This is a genomic window from Polynucleobacter sinensis (genome assembly GCF_001595985.1).
In the GTDB taxonomy this organism is placed as follows: Bacteria; Pseudomonadota; Gammaproteobacteria; order Burkholderiales; family Burkholderiaceae; genus Polynucleobacter; species Polynucleobacter sinensis.
On record NZ_LOJJ01000009.1, the window covers coordinates 85,562 to 104,392 of the forward strand.

At 45.3% G+C, this 18,831-nt stretch carries 18 protein-coding genes; 9 read left to right on the forward strand and 9 right to left on the reverse strand.

Translation table 11 applies throughout. The annotated features are described in order from the left end of the window. Positions 1-15 precede the first annotated feature (15 nt). Complete coding sequence (locus AOB49_RS09205; protein ID WP_062310251.1) at positions 16-1,731, forward strand: beta-barrel assembly-enhancing protease; 1,716 nt, start codon at positions 16-18, stop codon at positions 1,729-1,731. On the opposite strand, the gene AOB49_RS09210 is transcribed toward AOB49_RS09205, so the two are convergent. The 5 genes from AOB49_RS09210 to AOB49_RS09230 are packed head-to-tail and all read right to left on the reverse strand — an operon-like array spanning position 1,728 to position 5,045. Next, complete coding sequence (locus tag AOB49_RS09210) at positions 1,728-2,357, reverse strand: DUF2946 family protein (RefSeq protein WP_062310254.1); 630 nt, start codon at positions 2,355-2,357, stop codon at positions 1,728-1,730. The genes AOB49_RS09205 and AOB49_RS09210 overlap by 4 nt on opposite strands. Before the next feature lie 23 nt (positions 2,358-2,380). Beyond that, entirely contained in the window at positions 2,381-2,815 is a 435-nt protein-coding gene (locus AOB49_RS09215; RefSeq protein WP_062310257.1) for a YybH family protein, read from the reverse strand. A 17-nt stretch (positions 2,816-2,832) separates the two neighbouring features. Then, complete coding sequence (waaF, locus tag AOB49_RS09220; RefSeq protein ID WP_062310258.1) at positions 2,833-3,870, reverse strand: lipopolysaccharide heptosyltransferase II; 1,038 nt, start codon at positions 3,868-3,870, stop codon at positions 2,833-2,835. A gap of 45 nt (positions 3,871-3,915) precedes the next feature. Further along, positions 3,916-4,107, reverse strand: a complete 192-nt coding sequence (locus AOB49_RS09225) for a zinc-finger domain-containing protein (protein WP_062310261.1) — start codon at positions 4,105-4,107, stop codon at positions 3,916-3,918. A 14-nt stretch (positions 4,108-4,121) separates the two neighbouring features. Continuing rightward, positions 4,122-5,045, reverse strand: coding sequence for a branched-chain amino acid transaminase (locus tag AOB49_RS09230; protein ID WP_062310264.1), 924 nt, complete (start codon positions 5,043-5,045; stop codon positions 4,122-4,124). A 200-nt stretch (positions 5,046-5,245) separates the two neighbouring features. On the opposite strand from AOB49_RS09230, the gene AOB49_RS09235 reads away from it, so the two are divergent. From AOB49_RS09235 to AOB49_RS09265, 7 genes are all read left to right on the forward strand, one after another. After that, positions 5,246-6,457, forward strand: a complete 1,212-nt coding sequence (locus AOB49_RS09235) for a phosphoglycerate kinase (RefSeq protein ID WP_062310268.1) — start codon at positions 5,246-5,248, stop codon at positions 6,455-6,457. A gap of 2 nt (positions 6,458-6,459) precedes the next feature. Then, the gene (pyk, locus tag AOB49_RS09240) at positions 6,460-7,896 is read left to right on the forward strand and encodes a pyruvate kinase (protein WP_062310271.1); all 1,437 of its coding nucleotides are present in this window, start codon (positions 6,460-6,462) and stop codon (positions 7,894-7,896) included. 55 nt (positions 7,897-7,951) lie between these two features. Beyond that, on the forward strand, positions 7,952-9,016 hold the full coding sequence (fba, locus tag AOB49_RS09245; RefSeq protein ID WP_062310274.1) for a class II fructose-bisphosphate aldolase: 1,065 nt from the start codon (positions 7,952-7,954) through the stop codon (positions 9,014-9,016). Positions 9,017-9,023: 7 nt separating this feature from the next. Beyond that, positions 9,024-9,920, forward strand: a complete 897-nt coding sequence (locus tag AOB49_RS09250; RefSeq protein ID WP_062310277.1) for a phosphoribosylaminoimidazolesuccinocarboxamide synthase — start codon at positions 9,024-9,026, stop codon at positions 9,918-9,920. 81 nt (positions 9,921-10,001) lie between these two features. Then, positions 10,002-10,496, forward strand: coding sequence for a 5-(carboxyamino)imidazole ribonucleotide mutase (gene purE, locus AOB49_RS09255; RefSeq protein ID WP_062310281.1), 495 nt, complete (start codon positions 10,002-10,004; stop codon positions 10,494-10,496). Positions 10,497-10,500: 4 nt separating this feature from the next. Beyond that, on the forward strand, positions 10,501-11,685 hold the full coding sequence (locus tag AOB49_RS09260) for a 5-(carboxyamino)imidazole ribonucleotide synthase (RefSeq protein ID WP_062310283.1): 1,185 nt from the start codon (positions 10,501-10,503) through the stop codon (positions 11,683-11,685). Between the two features lie 2 nt (positions 11,686-11,687). Beyond that, the gene (locus AOB49_RS09265) at positions 11,688-12,782 is read left to right on the forward strand and encodes an L-threonylcarbamoyladenylate synthase (RefSeq protein ID WP_062310287.1); all 1,095 of its coding nucleotides are present in this window, start codon (positions 11,688-11,690) and stop codon (positions 12,780-12,782) included. Here the strand turns inward: AOB49_RS09265 and dacB are convergent. The 4 genes from dacB to AOB49_RS09285 are packed head-to-tail and all read right to left on the reverse strand — an operon-like array spanning position 12,728 to position 18,223. Continuing rightward, positions 12,728-14,287 carry a D-alanyl-D-alanine carboxypeptidase/D-alanyl-D-alanine endopeptidase gene (dacB, locus tag AOB49_RS09270; protein ID WP_245640659.1) on the reverse strand — a complete coding sequence of 520 codons (1,560 nt, stop codon included), beginning with the start codon at positions 14,285-14,287 and terminating at the stop codon, positions 12,728-12,730. The two genes, AOB49_RS09265 and dacB, sit on opposite strands and share 55 nt — an antisense overlap. 47 nt (positions 14,288-14,334) lie before the next feature. Continuing rightward, the gene (locus AOB49_RS09275) at positions 14,335-16,764 is read right to left on the reverse strand and encodes an ATP-binding protein (protein WP_062310290.1); all 2,430 of its coding nucleotides are present in this window, start codon (positions 16,762-16,764) and stop codon (positions 14,335-14,337) included. An 8-nt stretch (positions 16,765-16,772) separates the two neighbouring features. Next, entirely contained in the window at positions 16,773-17,396 is a 624-nt protein-coding gene (locus tag AOB49_RS09280; protein WP_062310292.1) for a response regulator transcription factor, read from the reverse strand. Further along, entirely contained in the window at positions 17,393-18,223 is an 831-nt protein-coding gene (locus AOB49_RS09285; protein WP_062310294.1) for a hypothetical protein, read from the reverse strand. The genes AOB49_RS09280 and AOB49_RS09285 overlap by 4 nt, the downstream gene beginning before the upstream one ends. 308 nt (positions 18,224-18,531) lie before the next feature. On the opposite strand from AOB49_RS09285, the gene AOB49_RS09290 reads away from it, so the two are divergent. Then, positions 18,532-18,822, forward strand: coding sequence for a co-chaperone GroES (locus tag AOB49_RS09290; protein ID WP_015421939.1), 291 nt, complete (start codon positions 18,532-18,534; stop codon positions 18,820-18,822). Positions 18,823-18,831: the final 9 nt, after the last annotated feature.

An 18,831-nucleotide genomic window follows, 5' to 3' on the forward strand; every position in this document is an offset into this window, starting at 1 on the left:
TTTTACCATAGAGGGATGGAAGTCATAAAGACATTAAAGAAACCTGCTGTTTATAGGCGCATTTTGACCGCCCAGTTAATTTTGGCCTTAGCCTGGCCAACCCCCAGATTTGCCTACGCTGCAGGAAACAGCGCTTCGCCTGCTGGCGATGTTTCTGTGCAGGGAGATGCTGCAGCAGTCCAAAATTTGGGGAGAGCTATTCAATCCCCAGATGCCCGTTCATCTAATTTACCAACTCGCAATTCAATTTCTAGTCAGCCCACTTTCATTCTTCCTGATATGGGTGACCCTGGGGGAGACACATTAAGTCGGATGGATGAGAAAAAGTATGGCGAGATGATCATGCGCCAAATTCGTCCAGACCCAGATTATTCAAATGATTTACCAATTTATGATTTTCTAAATCAAATGGAACGTCGCTTGCTTCAGGCGGCAAAGCGCTTGCAATTAGGTGGCGCAAATGAGCAGGGTAGTGGAGCTTATAACTTTGAAGTATTTGCGGTCAAAGATAGCAGTATTAATGCGTTTGCTTTGCCTGGTGGGTTTATTGGTTTTCATACAGGACTACTCACTAGCGCCGAATCAGAATCTGAAGTAGCTTCTGTGATGGGGCATGAGACGGGACACGTTCTTCAGCGCCACTTGGCTCGTCAGATGGATAAGCAAACGACCAATACCATGATTGCGCTTGCAGGCATCATATTAGGAGCACTAGCAGCCTCTCGCAACCCAGGCGCAGCTTCTGGGCTAATGCAGGGTGGCCAGGCCGTTGCAGTAAATAATCAACTGTCTTATTCGAGGGATGCTGAGCGTGAAGCGGATCGAATTGGGTTTCAGATTTTGTCTGCGAGTGGATACGATGTAAATGGTGCGCCAGGTTTTTTCCAGCGCTTACAAAAAGCCACTGGAATTATGGATAACGGGATTCCTGCCTATGTCCGTACTCATCCATTAACAACCGATCGTATAGCGGATATGCAAGATCGCGCTCGCAATATCTCGACTCGCAATGTTTCTTCGGGGGTGGAGTTTTATTTCATTAAGGCGCGTGCTCGTATGGAGCAATCAGGAAGCGCAAGCGGGATGTATGACTTAAAAAATGCTTTCGAGGGTTTAAGTAAGCAAACTAATCCAGGCAAGCAAATGGAAGGTTTTTATGGCCTTGCATTGATTGCGCAAAAACAAGGCAAAGTAGACCAAGCAAGTACTTATTTGCAACAAGCTCGTAACCTCGCGAATAGCGCTAGCGCACCTGGATCACCCATTCAAAGGCAAAGCCTCTCACTCGACATTACTTCCTCAGAGTTGGCTTTAGCGAAAGGGAAGAATGATGAGGCACTTCAAATTGCCCAATCAACTTTGAAGGCTTATCCACAATCCTATGCCGCTGGCGTGGCATTGATGAATGCTTACCTCAAATTGGGGCGCACCAATGATGCTATTGCATGGCTAAAGGCTCGAACTAGGGCTCAGCCAAATGAAGTTGTTTGGTGGGGGATGCTGTCAAACGCTTATGACCAGGCAAAAAATATTCCGATGCGACATTACGCACTGGGCGAGAAGTATGCCCTTGATGGTGCTTGGCCTTCAGCAATTGAGCAATTGAAGATAGCAAGAGCATCCGGTGGTGCAGATTTTTATCAGGGCTCTAGCATTGACGCGAGACTTCGTGAAATGCAAAAACAATATCAAGAAGAGCTAAAGGAAAAGGGAAAGAATTTCCCTGGCTAAGTAGTGGCTTGTGGTTTCTTAGTGAAATGAAAGCGTTCGCTTAATTCTGCTGAGTAAATGGGGTCAATGGGGAGTTCTTCACCATTCCACATCCACGATCCTTTGTAGCTGCAAGCATCCTCCAGAATCTTAGATTGATCTGAAAATAAATGAAGGTCATGATCGTGTAATAGGGCAATCGAAATGGATTTTTCCTTAGTAAATAGCTTTTCTTCAGATCTGGTGCAGCTCAATTGATTGATTGCTCCAACAATATAAATATTTCCAGATTCATCACTCAAAGCACCTTGGGGATCAATTGATGTACCGCAATGCGTTAGAAGCTTGAATGGATTTGTGCCGTGATCGCTAGGAATGAATCGTGCAATCCAGGGGGTTGCATCTAGCGTGATAAATACTCTTTGCGGACCATTTTGAAAAAAATACCTCCCTAAGTCATCATGGGCATAGTTTCTAGAAATGGATTCATTAAGAGCGGCATGTTTTATGACTGTTCCTGATAAAGAGTGATTTTGCGCATATTCATCTCGCATGCGCCATTGACCGCGACGATCAAGTGCTAGCCAGCCATAACAATCCGGAACATTAGGCCACTTGACGAGCGATCGGAGTACTTGCTCATCCATGGTTCATGATTTCTGGTAGTGAATTAATGTAGTCCATGAGCGGTTGTGGGCGCATCAAAGGTATCTTCTGTTGAGTGGCTGGCATGTAGATGCGCAATTCTCCAGCCTTGGCTATCTTGAAGCAGTACTAGGGTAATGTTGATAAAAAATGCCGCCTCGATCTGATCTGCTCTAAGGTGAACAGCCTCTGTGGTGTCGTATACCGCGGCACCTAAGACGGAGTGACTAATGCAAGCAATTGGCTCTAAAAACAGCGCCTGCTTAGCTAACAACCTTTCCAATCCAGCGCGTATCTCTGCGTGACCGCTTAAGCGCTGCCCTTCTGGTAGTACGCAAGTGATTGAGTCATCATCTAACCAGATAGCTAAAGCTCCCTGTACATCACGATGCTTTAATGCCTCTCGCCATGCATCAACCACTTCATCAGCATTCTGGAAAAGTCTGGCTAGTTTAGGCATGGCTTACTTTCTTCAGGTTAATAGAGTGTCTGTGTGGCTTGAAATACATCTTCAGGCAAGATATCTTTTAGGCACTTGAGATGTCCAAGTGGGCATTCTCTTTTGTGACAGGGACTGCATGGAAGATTCAACCAAAGTACTTTTGCTTTGTTGGATAAAGGGGGCGTATGGCGCGGATCACTTGAGCCAAAAATGGCTACTTGCGGAACTTTTAATGCTGCGCCAATATGCATCAAGCCAGAGTCGTTAGTAATGAGAGTCTTGCTCATGCCAATCAGTGCAATCGCTTCATCTAATGAGGTTTCTCCGCACCAATTGTGTAAATGCGTAGATTGACCCGCTTGAGTTTGAATGCTTTTTGCCAGATTATGGTCACCCTTGCCGCCCAAGAGGATGATATGAGCCAAGGAATTGGTTGCTATTAAGCGGTTTATAAGATCGGCGAAGTGCTCTGGAGGCCAGCGTTTGGTTACGCCATATTCTGCACCTGGGCAAAGGACATAAATTGATTCCTCGGGGATGGATGCGTGACGCAGTTTGGTCCGAATCGTTTCTTGCGCTATTGCCGACACATTGAGTTTTGGGTCTGCTGGTTCCAAGTTGCCCGATCCCTTGCTTTCAGATAAGACCTGAGCTAGAGCCAGGTAATGATCTGCCATTGGTGGGCGATTAATTTTCTTTGGGTTATCTAGGGAAAAATTAATGAGCCCAAATCTCATTTCTCCGCGATAACCAACTCTGAAAGGAATATTGGCAAGCCAAGGAATTAGCGCTGACTTAAAACTATTGGGCAATACAAAGCATGCTTCGTATTGCCGTGTTTTCAGTTGCGCCGCGATTTTCTTTCTAAGGCCCCATTGCAATTGTTTATGAGCTAGACCGGCCTCTATGATTTCATTGACTTCAGCGCAGGAGCGGTAAATAGATGCGACCCAAGGGCTTGCTAGTACATCAATAGAGGAGTGTGGGTAAATTTCTTTGAGGCTAGCCAATAGCGGCTGGGACATGACTGCATCACCAATCCAATTGGGTGCGATGATCAGAATACGGTTCATATGAGGTATCCCGATACAGCGCCCCATGGCGGGGCGCTGATAGGTTTAATGCCCGTGCGGCTCGGTGCCTGGAATGAGTTTGTACTCAGTGCCACAGTAAGGACACTTTGCTTCGCCAGTTTTTGCGACATCCAAAAAAACTCGTGGATGCGAATTCCAGCTAGGCGTTTTATTAGTTGGGCAATGTAAAGGCAAATCCTTATTGCCATCAATCATCACAACTTGAGATTCACTCATTCTTTAATTTCCTATTACTTAACGTAAGTCAGCCAAGACTTGTACTTATCGCTTCTACCGTAAACGGCATCAAAGTAGGTCTTTTGAATCTTTTCTGTAATGGGACCGCGCTTACCATCGCCAATAGTACGGTCATCGAGCTCGCGAATGGGCGTTACTTCAGCTGCTGTTCCGGTGAAGAAGGCTTCATCCGCAGAGTAGATCTCATCACGAGTGATGCGTTTCTCACGCAACTCAAGACCAAGATCTTTTACGATTTCAATAATGGAATCTCTAGTGATGCCATCCAGGCAGGAAGCCAAATCCGGGGTGTAGACAATACCCTCGCTCACCATGAAGATATTTTCGCCTGATCCTTCGGAAACATAGCCTTCGGTATCCAGCAGCAATGCCTCATCGTATCCGTTGGCCGTTACCTCCTGATTGGCCAAAATGGAGTTGATGTAGTAACCAGAGGCCTTAGCGCGTACTAAGGATGAGTTTACAAAGTGACGAGTAAACGATGAAGTTTTGACCCGAATTCCTTTGTTTAGCCCATCCTCACCTAAGTAGGCGCCCCATTCCCACGCTGCAATAGCGGTATGGATGCTGTTTCCTTTTGGTGAAATGCCCAATTTTTGGGAGCCAATGAAAATAATGGGGCGAATGTAGCAAGACTCTAGCTTGTTGCTGTTAACCACCTCAATAATTCCGTTGGTAATCTGCTCAGGGCTATACGGCATGTTCATTTGAAAAATCTTCGTGCCATTGAATAGACGCTTAACGTGCTCAGGCAGGCGGAAAATCGCAGTTCCTTGGGGGGTTTTGTAGGCTCGTATACCCTCAAACACGCCCATTCCATAGTGGAGGCTGTGGGTTAGTACGTGAATATTAGCTTCACGCCAAGGAATTAGCTTCCCATCGGACCAAATAAAGCCATCGCGGTCGGACATCGACATTTTCTCTACCTTTTGTGTCTGATAAATCGGTTAATCGGGGCACTAAGCCAGTGGAATTTCTGGTCCCTGGGCCTAGAATACGTCCAAGCCTTTATTGTAGAGCAGGCAGGCTAATTTGACCTTCCCATTCCTTGGGGGTAGCTCCCCCAGACGATTTAGAATGGAGCAATCCTCATAAACCACCAAATCTACCTATTCTCATGCCGGAATCGCTATTTAAAGTTAAACGCCTTAGTGAATTAGCCTCATCAGGCCTTTTAAAGGGAAAACGCGTTCTGATACGTGCCGACCTTAATGTTCCCCAGGATGATCTGGGTAATATTACTGAGGACACACGAATTCGGGCTTCGATGCCTGCGGTCCAGATGTGTTTGGATGCTGGTGCAGCCGTAATGGTGACATCCCATTTGGGACGTCCTACTGAAGGTGAATTTAAGCCAGAGGATAGCTTGGCCCCTGTTGCAGACCGAATTGCCACACTCTTAAACCGCAAGGTTCCTCTGATTAGTAATTGGGTAAATGGTGGGTTTGACGTGAACCCTGGCGAATTGGTGTTGCTCGAAAACTGCCGTCTCAATATTGGCGAGAAAAAGAACAATGATGAGCTGGCCAAGAAAATAGCTGCCCTTTGCGATGTGTATGTTAATGATGCTTTTGGTACTGCACATCGTGCAGAAGCTACAACAAATGGTGTTGCAAAGTTTGCTCCGATTGCCTGCGCAGGTCCTTTAATGGCTGCTGAGTTAGACGCATTGAGTCGCGCACTTGCTAGCCCAAAACGTCCTTTGGTAGCGATTGTTGCGGGTTCTAAAGTTTCTTCTAAGTTAACGATTCTGAAGGCACTTGCCGATAAGGTCGATGAGCTCATCGTTGGTGGTGGAATTGCGAATACTTTTATGTTGGCAAAAGGATTGCCTATTGGTAAATCTTTGGCTGAGCCAGATTTAGTGAATGAAGCCAAAGAAATTATGGAGATCATGGAAAAGCGTGGTGCTCATGTTCCAATTCCAGAAGATGTGGTGGTTGCGAATGAGCTTTCGCCACTAGCGCGAGCCAACCGCGTGCCTGCTGACCAAGTAGCAGAAGACGACATGATTTTAGATATTGGACCTAAAACTGCTGCACGTTTATCGATCATGTTGGCGCATGCCGGAACCATTGTGTGGAATGGTCCTCTCGGTGTGTTTGAGATCGATCAGTTTGGCGGTGGAACCAAAATGTTGGCTGCGGCGATAGCTCATTCACCTGCGTTTTCAATTGCTGGTGGCGGTGATACCTTGGCAGCAATTGCGAAGTACGGTATTGAAAATCAAGTGGATTACATCTCTACTGGTGGTGGTGCCTTCTTGGAATTTTTGGAAGGCAAGACCTTACCAGCCTTTGCAGTATTAGCTGAAAGAGCGAAAGACTAAATATGTTGAGAGCAACAAAGATCATCGCCACACTAGGGCCTGCGTCGGAAAAGCCCGAAGTATTGCGCGAGATGATTCGCGCGGGTGTAGATGTGGTGAGAATGAATTTTTCTCATGGCACTGTTGCAGACCACAAAGCGCGTCATGATTTAGTGCGCAGCATTTCAGCGGAAGTAGGTAAAGAAGTTGGCATCATGGCTGACTTACAGGGTCCAAAAATTCGGGTTGGTAAATTTGCTGATAGCAAAATCCTTCTGAAAGAAGGCGAGCAATTTATTCTGGATGTAGCCTGCCAACTTGGTAATCAAGAGCGCGTTGGCTTGGATTACAAGGAGTTACCACAAGACGTAAAACCTGGTGACCGCCTATTGCTAAATGATGGCTTGGTAGTACTTCGTGTTGAAAGCGTTAAGGGTGGGGAGATTTTTACTCTTGTTGAGCAAGGCGGCCCACTTTCAAATAACAAAGGCATCAACCGTGCTGGTGGTGGATTAACTGCGCCGGCTTTAACGGAAAAAGATATTGCAGACTTAGATGCGGCAATTGCAATGGGCGTTGATTTTTTAGCAATTAGCTTTCCAAAAGATGGTGCAGATATGGCTTATGCACGTAAGTTGGCGGATGCCGCAAGTGCAAAGTATGGCGTTGGTAAGGTGCGCACAATTGCCAAGGTAGAGCGTGCTGAGGCGATTGAAACTGAGGCATTAATTAGCATCATCCAAGAGAGTGACGGCATTATGGTTGCTCGTGGCGACTTAGCAATTGAGGTCGGCAACCCCGCGGTTCCTGCTTTGCAAAAGCGCATGATTAAGTTAGCACTAGAGGCTGATAAGTTCACGATTACTGCAACGCAAATGATGGAGTCAATGATTAATGCTCCTGTGCCAACGCGCGCTGAGGTAAGTGACGTTGCCAATGCTGTATTGGATGGTACAGATGCAGTAATGCTTTCAGCTGAGTCGGCTGCAGGAATGTATCCCGTTCAAACTATCAAAGCTATGGCTGAGATTTGTGTTGAGGCTGAGAAGTCTGATCGCGTAAAACTAGATACTGATTTTTTAGATCAAACGTTCTCTCGCATTGATCAAACTATTGCTCTGGGTGCTTTATTTACCGCTCACCATCTCAATGCGAGTGCCATAGCAGCCTTAACGGAGTCAGGCTCGACCGCAGTTTGGATGAGTCGTCACAATATTCATCTTCCTATTTTTGCCTTAACTTCTAAAATTTCAACGCAACGGGCTTTAAGTACATATCGCAATGTTTTCCCGATTGGTCTGAACTACACCAAAGAGCGGGATGCCGCTTTACAGGAAGTGCAAGATTGCTTAAAGCAATTGGGCGCGGTGAAGACGGGTGATGTGGTGGTCTTGACCTCAGGTGAGCCTATGGGCGAGCCGGGTGGCACGAACTCACTCAAGATTATTCAAGTGAAGTAATTCACATTTATTTTTTTAATTTATTTATTACTCATAATTTAATAAAGAGATCATCATGGCTTTAGTATCTTTACGACAACTCTTAGATCACGCTGCGGAACATGGTTATGGTTTACCAGCTTTTAATGTTAATAATTTAGAGCAGGTTACAGCTATTATGGAAGCGGCTAATGAGGCCGATTCTCCAGTTATCATGCAGGCTTCTGCAGGCGCACGTAAATATGCTGGCGAAGCATTTTTGCGTCACTTAATTTCTGCTGCAGTGGAAGCTTACCCTCACATTCCTGTTGTCATGCATCAAGACCATGGCCAAAGCTCAGCGGTTTGTATGGCGGCAATTAAGAGTGGCTTTACCAGTGTGATGATGGATGGCTCTTTGGAAGCTGATGGAAAGACGGTTGCTAGTTATGAGTACAACGTTGATGTCTCCAGAGAGGTAGTGAAGTTCTCTCACTCCATTGGGGTCACCGTTGAGGCCGAGTTGGGTGTTTTAGGCTCCTTGGAAACCATGCAGGGTGATAAGGAGGATGGTCATGGCGCCGATGGCAAGATGACGCGTGAGCAGTTATTAACTGATGTTGAGCAGGCCGCAGACTTTGTGAAGTTGACTCAATGTGATGCATTAGCAATTGCGATTGGTACCAGTCATGGTGCTTACAAGTTCACGAAGAAGCCTACTGGTGATATCTTGGCCATTGATCGTATTAAAGAAATTCATGCGCGCATTCCGAATACACATTTAGTGATGCACGGATCCTCAAGCGTTCCCCAGGAATTACTTGCGGAGATCCGTGAGTTTGGTGGCGACATGAAAGAAACTTATGGTGTGCCCGTTGAAGAAATTCAAGAGGGTATTAAGCATGGGGTACGCAAGATTAATATTGATACCGATATTCGCTTGGCAATGACGGGGGCTATTCGTCGATATTTTGTTGAGAATCCAAGCAAATTTGATCCTCGTGATTATTTAAAGCCAGCGCGCGAAGCAGCAAAAAAGGTCTGTATCGCTCGCTTTAATGCATTTGGCAGTTCGGGCCAAGCATCTAAAATTAAACCAATTCCACTAGAGAAGATGGCGGAGTTATACAAGAGCGGTAAATTAGCGCAGATTGTGAAGTGAGATAAATATGCCAGCCTTGTATGCCACCTCTATTAAGTCATTGCCTTTGCTATCCAAGGGTAAGGTGCGTGATGTTTATGCCCTTGGTGATGACAAGCTATTAATGATTACAACCGATCGTTTATCCGCCTTTGATGTAGTGATGGGTCAACCGATTCCTGAGAAAGGAATTGTGCTCAATCAAATGGCGAATTTTTGGTTTGATAAGTTAGCCAATGTGATTCCCAATCATTTAACCGGTATTGATCCTGAGAGCGTAGTTTCTGCTGATGAAGTTGATCAGGTTAAAGGTCGTGCAGTGGTGGCTAAGCGTTTAAAGCCAATCTTAGTCGAGGCGGTGGTTCGTGGTTATCTTGCAGGTAGTGGCTGGAAAGATTACAAGGAAACTGGCAAGGTATGTGGAATCGCATTGCCAGCAGGTTTAGAGAATGCCCAAAAATTACCTGAGCCCATCTTCACCCCAGCAGCAAAGGCTGAGGTAGGTGAACATGACGAAAACATTTCTTTTGAAAAAGTGATTGAGATGATTGGCGAGAAGTTAGCTAATCAGATTCGTGAAGTCAGCATTCGTTTGTATAAAGAGGCTTCTGAATATGCTGCGACTCGTGGAATCATCATTGCAGATACCAAGTTTGAGTTTGGTTTAGATGACGCCGGTCAGTTGGTGTTGATGGATGAGATTTTGACTGCCGACTCATCGCGATTCTGGCCTGCCGAAACCTATTATGTCGGCGCAAATCCACCCTCATACGACAAGCAGTTTGTGCGTGACTGGCTTGAAACCGCTATGGTTGATGGCAAGCTTTGGCCTAAAACAGCGCCTGCACCTGCATTACCGGCTGATGTGATCGATAAAACTGCAGAAAAGTATCGCGAGGCCCTTGCTCGCTTAACTAAGGCTTAATTTCCTAAACCTCTAAAAAGGCTGGGATAATAAGCGCTTAAATAGAGGCACGTTGTGAAATTAGGGTATTTGGAGAGGTAAATGAGTAAGAAGCCAATTGTCGGAATAGTGATGGGATCCAATTCAGATTGGGATACCATGCAACACGCTGCTCAAATGTTGGAGCAATTTGGCATCGCTCATGAGGCTAAAGTAGTCTCTGCTCATCGGATGCCTGATGATATGTTTCAGTATGCGCAGAATGCTCACGCCAATGGCTTAAAAGCGATTATTGCCGGCGCTGGTGGTGCTGCTCATTTGCCTGGTATGTTGGCATCTAAAACAATTATTCCTATTTATGGCGTACCTGTTCCTAGTAAGTACCTTCGCGGCGAGGATTCGCTGTATTCAATCGTACAGATGCCAAAAGGTATTCCGGTAGCAACATTTGCTATTGGTGAGGCTGGTGCTGCTAATGCAGCTTTGCATGTGATTGCAAACTTGGCGGTAAATGATCCTGCCTTAGCCAAGCAGTTAGAAGAGTTTCGCGCAAAACAGTCTGATACCGCGCGCTCCATGAATTTGCCGGGATATTAATTACATGGCAGATCGTATGGAACCCATTTTGCCGGGTTCGTATTTAGGAATTTTAGGTGGTGGTCAATTGGGGAGGATGTTTACTCAGGCCGCTCAATCAATGGGATATAAAGTTTGCGTCTTAGATCCTGGCGCAGATAGCCCTGCTGGCTCCATTGCTGAAAAATTTATCCAGGCTGATTACACCGACTCTTCCGCTTTAAAGGAAATGGCGAATTTATGCCAATCAGTTAGTACTGAGTTTGAGAATGTTCCAGCTCAAGCACTTGATGAGCTTGAGGCTCTCGGCGTATTCGTGGCACCACGTAGTAGCTGCGTTTCTTTGGCGCAAAATCGAGTTGCAGAGAAAAAATTTTTAGCAACTTGGCGAGCTGAAACCAATATTGGCCCAGCGCCTTATTGTGTGATTGAGCATGATGCTGATATTGAGCATGCAGCGCCCGATCTTTTTCCTGGGATCTTGAAAACTGCACGCATGGGATACGATGGTAAGGGTCAGATTACCGTTTATGAGCCCGCAAGCTTGGCGGCTGCCTGGGCTGAGTTAGGTAAAGTTCCTTGTGTATTAGAAAAGCGGATGGACTTAGACTTTGAGGTGTCTGCGCTTGTAGTGCGTGGATACGATGATGCGGTTGTAGCTTATCCCGTTTCTCAGAATATTCACCGGGATGGTATTTTGCATACCTCTACTGTGCCAGCACCAGCTCTGAAACCTGCGCAAGAAAAGAAAATTATTGAGGCTGCCAAAGCGCTGATTCGTAAGATCGATTATGTCGGTGTTTTGTGCGTTGAATTTTTTGTGCTCAAGAGTGGCGATATCGTCGCTAACGAGATTGCCCCACGTCCGCATAATTCTGGTCACTACACTATGGATGCTTGCGTGAGCAGTCAGTTTGAGCAGCAGGTTAGGGCAATGGCTCGTCTACCGCTGGGCGACACTCGTTTATTAGCCCCAGTCTCGATGCTCAATTTACTCGGCGATCTTTGGTTTGAGGGAAGTGAAGATCGGGCGAGAGAGCCGGCATGGAATCAAGTACTTTCTCATCCTGATGCCAAGCTGCATTTATACGGAAAATCGGATCCGAGGATGGGTCGAAAGATGGGGCATATTAACTGCCTAGGCGAGTCCATTAATCAAGCTCGTCAAAACTGTGCAGCAGTCGCTGTTGAATTAGGGATCGAGCCCTAGAAATGTCCAGCGATAGTAGCTCTTTGCAATCTACAGCAGTAATCAATGAAGCAGTGCAGTCTTTGCGTGAGGGGCGCCTTGTGGCGTTCCCAACAGAAACGGTTTACGGACTAGGCGCAGACGCAAAAAATCCCGAGGCTATCAAAAAGGTCTTCCTCGCAAAAGGCCGGCCTGCTGATCATCCACTCATTATTCATGTGGCGGCTCCTGATAAATTTGATCAGGCTCAGGTGGGTTGGGTACCCGTTCTTTCTCCCTGGGTGAGGGATATCTCTGAAGATGCGCTCAAGCTAATGAATGCATTTTGGCCTGGCCCTCTCACCTTAGTTTTTAGAAAAGATAAAAGTGTTCCGCTTGAGGCAACTGGCGGTCAGGAGACGGTGGCAATTCGTGCGCCGGCTCACCCACTCACTCAAGAGCTCCTGCGTAAATTCAAAGGGGGCATTGTAGGTCCTTCAGCTAATCGGTTTGGTAAAGTGTCGCCTACTAGCGCAGCTGATGTCCGTAGTGAATTTGAGGGGATGTTAGATCTCATGGTTTTGGATGGAGGCGATTGCCAGGTTGGCATTGAATCGACCATCGTTGATTTGTCTTCTAGTGATCACCCAACTTTATTAAGACCGGGAATCATTACTCCAGGAGAGATTCTAGAAAAGACTGGCATCAAAATATTTCTTCCAGGAGAAATCATTCCGGCTGAAGGTGGTGTAGATATTCCAAGGGTCTCGGGTAGTCTGCGTGCTCATTACGCTCCAACTACGCCATTACGTTTGTATGCGCCGGGAAGAGTCTTAGATGCGCTCAGCGAATTTCCAGATATCAAGTCACGCGTTGCTGTTGCCGTATGGGATTCAGATTCCGCATTAGGTGAGGATGGCCATCCTTCGGTACATTTTGAGGAAGTTCTGGTGCCAAGTGATAGCGTGGGCTTTGCAGGTAAGTTATACCGTACTCTTCGTGATCTAGATCAGCAGGGATGGGATTTAATTTTGCTGCCCGAGCCGCCGCCTGGCGAAGAGTGGGATGGTGTAAGGGATAGACTTCAGCGTGCGTGTTTTGGTTCTGGGCCATCATCTAGCAACCACGCCAATAGCTGATCATGCGCCTCTAAACCTCTCCAAGCATTAGGGTGGTTAATGAAGGATGTCACGGCATACATTTTTCCAGATTTACTGATGACATAGCCTGATATTGCTCTCACATCGGCAAGTGATCCAGTTTTGATTCGAGCTTCTGGTTTTTTCTTCAGATGTAGAAATTTCCGTAAATGGGTCATAAGACGATTTCTCATGGTTCCATCGGATCCAGCAATGGGAAGGCTGTTATAAAAAATCTCTCCTACCGGTAGATTTCGGGCGGCTACCAATATTTGATTCAAATTTTTGGCGGAGATTGTTTCATTTCGCGAAAGCCCGGAACCATTTTCGATTACGAGCTCTGGAAATTGCAGTCCTAAACCCTTAAGCCAACCTCGAATAACTAATTCACCATTCTCAATAGTTGCGGGCTTCCCCATTTTTTCCAAAGCCAAGGTAAGAAGGAGTTGGCGTGCCATGACATTGTTTGAGTATTTATTAATGTCTTGTACATCATCGGCCAGATTGATTCCTTCAAACTGAAGTAGCGGTCTTGCGTTAATGGGAACCGCACCATCTCTTCCAGCTGGAGCTTGTGCCCAGGTTCCTCCGGCCAGCTCCCATGCGGCCGCAAAACCTTGAGTTAAGAATGTATTAGCGTCGATTGCAACTACGTTATAGCTCACCCCTTTACAGGTATTTGGGAAGCTTCCCGAGAATTGGGCGGTAAGAGCTTGCTCGGTATTGGCATTTGTACCCTCAGGCTCTAGATTAAAGCGAATGTTGCTTTTCCAGCTATCGCATGCCTTATCTACTAACTGCATTTGATTACTTACTTTCAGGCGCGAAAGAGGAGGGGTGTAGCTAATATCAATGAAGTCAGCAGTGCGAGATTTTCCTATTTGAAAGGATAGGGTTCGAAAAGCATATAACAGAGGATCAGGAGGTACGTTATAGGCGCGTAAAGATTCGCCATCAATCGTATTATGTTCCATGACCCCAGGGGCATATGCGCTTCTATCAAACACAAGATTACCATCAAGCTTCTGGATGCCAAGGTTTTGTAAGGCCCTCATCATTTTGGCCAATTCTTCAGGAACCAGTTTTGGGTCCCCTGTGCCCTGAAGGTAAATATTGCCCTTGAGGGTTCCCTGTTGAATGAGGCCATCCGTGTAGAGATTAGTGCGCCAACGATATCGAGGTCCCAAAATATCCAGACCAGTGAGCGTAGTGAGAAGCTTCATGGTTGAAGCGGGATTCATTGCTTGAGTAGAGCGCCAATCTAACTCTGTTTTTGCTGTGACTTTTCCAGGACGTCCTGGCGTAATTTCAACAACCGAGATGCTAATAGCATCTTTAGGAATTTGATTTTTATCAAGACTTGATGCTACGTCCCTAGGGATATATTGCAAGGCGGTTTCTTGGGATACTAAGTCGGCAGACCATGCTGAATTGGAAATGATGAAGCCCATGGTTAAAACCTGGGCTAATTTATATGCTGTGTATGGGAAATTCCAAGCGCTCATTCCCTAAAGGATAAACTGATATGTGACTATCTGGATAGATTTCCGCGTTATTGACGATAGCGCCTCTGATAAGACTCGATCTTTTTATTTTCTTCATTGAGTAGCTTAATAAATAGCTCAATTCGCTGATGGAGTGGGCCGTCAGCTTCTAGTTCTTGGCATGCCTCAATAAACCCAGACGCTTGCAATAGTTGCGCGCCTCCTTTGACCTTATGTACGAGACTATTGAATTGAGATTCATTAATTGCAGTCCCAGTGAGGCTGAAATTTAATTGCTGTAAAGCATCATCATGGACGCGACGGATTTCTTCCAATATGACAATGATTTGCTTTGGATCATCATGAATGAGGTTACTAAATGCTGCAAAAGAATATTCACTTGATTCGGCGCTGGACGAATCAAAATATCGCAGCAACTCATTTTCTAGGGCACTCAAGCTTAGGGGTTTGATGAGGACACTATTCATGCCAGAGGATAAAAATTGATGGCGAGAGTCTAGGGCGTAAATATCTGCGGTGACGGCAATAATAATGAGATCTCCATTTCCGCTTGACCTAACCTGTTTTGCTAGCTCCGATCCCTGCATGCCAGGCATAGATTGGTCTGTAATAAGGAGGTCGAAGCGACATTCACTCATGAGCTTAGTTGCTTCATGAGCATTTTCACAAACGACCGTATTAACTCCTAGGGCCTCTAACTGGAGTGAGAGGATTTGTCTGCTGGCCGGATGATCTTCAACAACTAGCGCGCGGATCTGGTGGACCCTTCCCTTGACTTTTTTATGGATTAATTTTTTGGTTGATTTCCCCAAAGAGTCGAAGAAAGAAATTTTTGAGGCGGCCATACTAGTTCTTGGTAGTGCTAGTGAAAAATGCACATTGCTCCCAAAGCCGGGGGCGCTCTCAAAATAGAGGTGGCTATTCATAGAGTTCACCAAATGGTTGGTAATAGTGAGACCCAAACCCGTCCCTTGTATTTGTTCGGAGCAATGGGAGTCTTGAGTTGAGATCACTTGCTCAAAAGCCTGTAAGGCTAATTCAATTTGCTCTGGCCCCATACCAACGCCAGTATCAATCACTCTAAACTCAATGAGTTGACCAGCGTGGTCATCAGCTATAACAGTAATTGAGAAGTAGATCTCACCTTGGTTTGTGAATTTAATCGCATTGCTCAGCAAGTTCTGCAATACCTGCCTAAGACGCAGAGAGTCAATCATCAATGCTTCAGCAATTCTAGGATCTATCGAAAGATGCAAAAGTAGATTGTGCTTTTCGGCAACCGTAGAAAATGCCGCATAAATATCCATGGTTAATTGATGAAGATTGCAGGGCTCTAGGTTAAGCGTAAGCTTTCCAGCTTCAATCTTTGAAATATCCAGAACTTGGTTCAACATTCCTAAGAGAGATTCAGCCGATGCTTGCGCACTTTTTAATAAGGTTTTATCTTTTTTAGGAAATTGCGCGCTTCCCAAAAGGAGTTCTTGTACACCAAGTATTGCGTTCATTGATGTTCGGATCTCATGACTCATCGTCGCTAGAAAAGCTGATTTAGCAGCATTCGCTTTTTCAGCTAATTCTTTTGTGCGCAATAGTTCTTGCGATGTTCTCTTCTGGTGAGAATATTTTCTTTGTAGGTAGAGGGATAATGAACTTCCAAAGATGAGTAGTAGTCCAGAGATGATCCATGAGAAATGGCTTGTTGTCGGTCTATTTATCGTGCTTTCGTTACTATAAGTAAAAAGATTCCGAGATTCGATTGGATCTAAATCTGCAAGAAAATGTGCTAATACATTCTGCAGGGGTTCGTCTTGATGAGAGATGAGCCAACGATAGGCAAATGGTTCTCTGTTATAGAGCCCATCCACTTTTAAATCCTCATTTTTGAATGACTGCACCAATTGATGTGCAAGTCGTATTGGCATAACTAATGCCTCAACATCATTTTTGAGGAGTGCCTTAAGTAAATTGCTCGCTGAATCAGTTTGAATATTCTCAGTCGATTCTCCTATTGGGGGGTTCTCAAACCCTCGATCAAAGTGCGCAATTCTTGATTCATTAGCGTTGAAGTTTGAGCTTGTAGTAGTTTTGGTGATGACCGCATCCTGCCCCCAAAATATCGATTCAGAGAGGGTGCCAAACTTCAATACTTCATTAGTAATTCGTGGGGGATCGATGATAAATTTCACTTCACCATCGGCTAGTTGTCTTAATCCATCCTGATCTGATTTTCTCCAAACCGGAACAAATTGCTGTCGAGTGCACCCTTCGAGTTTTGATAAAAGTCCTTTGAAGACGCCGGCCTTACCTAAATTACCAGACTCGCTTAGGTAGGGCGCATACTTTTCATGAATGCTAAATCGTACGATAGGGTTGGCATCGATCCATAATTTTTCTGTGGCATTAAAAGGTTCAGCATGGGAGACCTCCCCGCAATTCCAGCAGATTAAAAGAATACTTTTTAATATGAATCGATGCATTCCTAGAGTTAGCTTTCGATAATGTGATTAATACGGCAGAACAAAATCAAATCAGCAATATTGTTAATGCCCAACTTGTCAAAGACTCTTGTTTTGTAAGTTGCAACGGTTTTATTGCTGATATGTAATAAGTCTGATATCTGCTGGTTAGTATTTCCTTTGCCAAGATATTTCATTACTTGAAGCTCTCTATCGGATATGAGTGCTAATTTGTCACTATCACTCAAGGAGGTATTGCCATTTTTCCCATGGGTAAAGAAGGTATATCCCTGCGATATGGCAACACACGCTGCCAGAATGACATCTGCACCGGCAGTTTTATTAACAAAGCCATGTGCGCCCAGGGATCTCACTCTGCCACCATAAACAGCTTCATCTAGGCTGGATAAAACGAGAATGCGAGTATCGGGATGCATTAGGCTTATTCTCCGGATCACGTCAAACCCATCTGTTTTGGGCATATCAAGATCTAAGATGATCATATTGGGATTCGCCTCCTTCATTGAGCGTAAGCATTCCTCCCCATTCATTGCCTGTCCAACGATTTCAAAAAGCAACTGATCCTGAAGCATGCTTTTTAATGCCATCAACATAGCTGGATGATCATCTACCAACATCACACGTTTTCTCATTTTTTGTCTCCATTTTGGTTTTTATGAGGGTGCAGCGAAAAAATGGCTTTAGCGATACGGCTATCGCTGATATGTAAAGTTTGATGACGGCTCAATGGCGGCATCATGAGTCCTCCGTAGCAGTGATCGGCACTTATGGTTTGAGCATTTTCAAGATCTTTCACTAAAGTGATATTGCTGGCATACAACTGGCTTTGCTGCTTTTTTGCCTGCGATATGCACGCGATTGGCAGGCTGTTATCTCGAAGTAGGCTCATGTCGATGTGCATTCCCTCAGGACGCATCTCTTCTATCAAATTCATTTGGACTTGTGTTCCCGTGAAATTCATTAAGTGAAGCGAAACACCAAGTCGGCGCATACGCAACAAACCTTCTTTGCAGGGGTCTGTGAAGTCAGAGTCTTTTGCTAGTTGCACTCCAAGGCTAACGAGACCAACAGGCAAGCGACAATTTAAAATAAGGTCACTCAAGGCATCCACGCATTCAGCGATGCTTATCAGTGGAGCTGGGGCTGGCAATATGCCTGGAATGAAGCGGCCACTGCGATACCAATACGCAATTGCATCAAGACCCTCCATGAATAATCTGAGGAATTGCGTATCAGTAGCATTGAGTAATGGCCTATATAAAGAGTTCGTTAGTCTTGATCCTTGTGCGTTAAAGATGGGTTCGAAACTAATCGCTTGTCGCTTGGACCAGGATTGGTGTTCTTCTAGCGCTACGCTACTTAGGCCAAGCCAAGGCTCGCCACATGCATCGCGCACTTCTTGGAAGGGTTTATCCTTCCAAGCCTTTACAAGCGTGTACAGCCGGGATTTCGGGCTCATCAGCAATCTCCAATCAGTGACTGTCCAGTCTAGGCAGGACGGAATGGAGTAGTAAGGGCTTAAGACTTATTTATTTGTAGGAATTTGCCTACTAGTTTCCATTATAGAAAATGGGGTTCTACAGAATTTAAAACTTTCCACTCTTGAAATTCCTAGAATCAGGCATATATAATCAGCACTCCCTACACTTGAGTGCTAAAACAGCTTTTTTAGGCTTCAAAATCAGAGCCTCAGGTGAAATGAGAATGCAACATATTGATTTTTATTGGTTTTTTAATTAGTTAACACTTACTAACATAGGAGAAGGAATGAATCTGCGTCCTTTACACGATCGCGTAATCATCAAACGTTTGGATCAAGAATCAAAAACTGCCTCTGGAATCATCATTCCCGATGCTGCCGCTGAAAAGCCTGATCAAGGTGAAGTGCTGGCAGTTGGACCAGGTAAGCGTGATGACAGCGGTAAGTTGAATGCACCTGATGTCAAAGTTGGCGATCGCGTGCTGTTCGGCAAATATGCAGGTCAAACAGTTAAGGTTGGCAGCGATGAGCTTCTCGTAATGCGCGAAGAAGACATCATGGCTGTTGTACAGAAGTAATCGGTACCT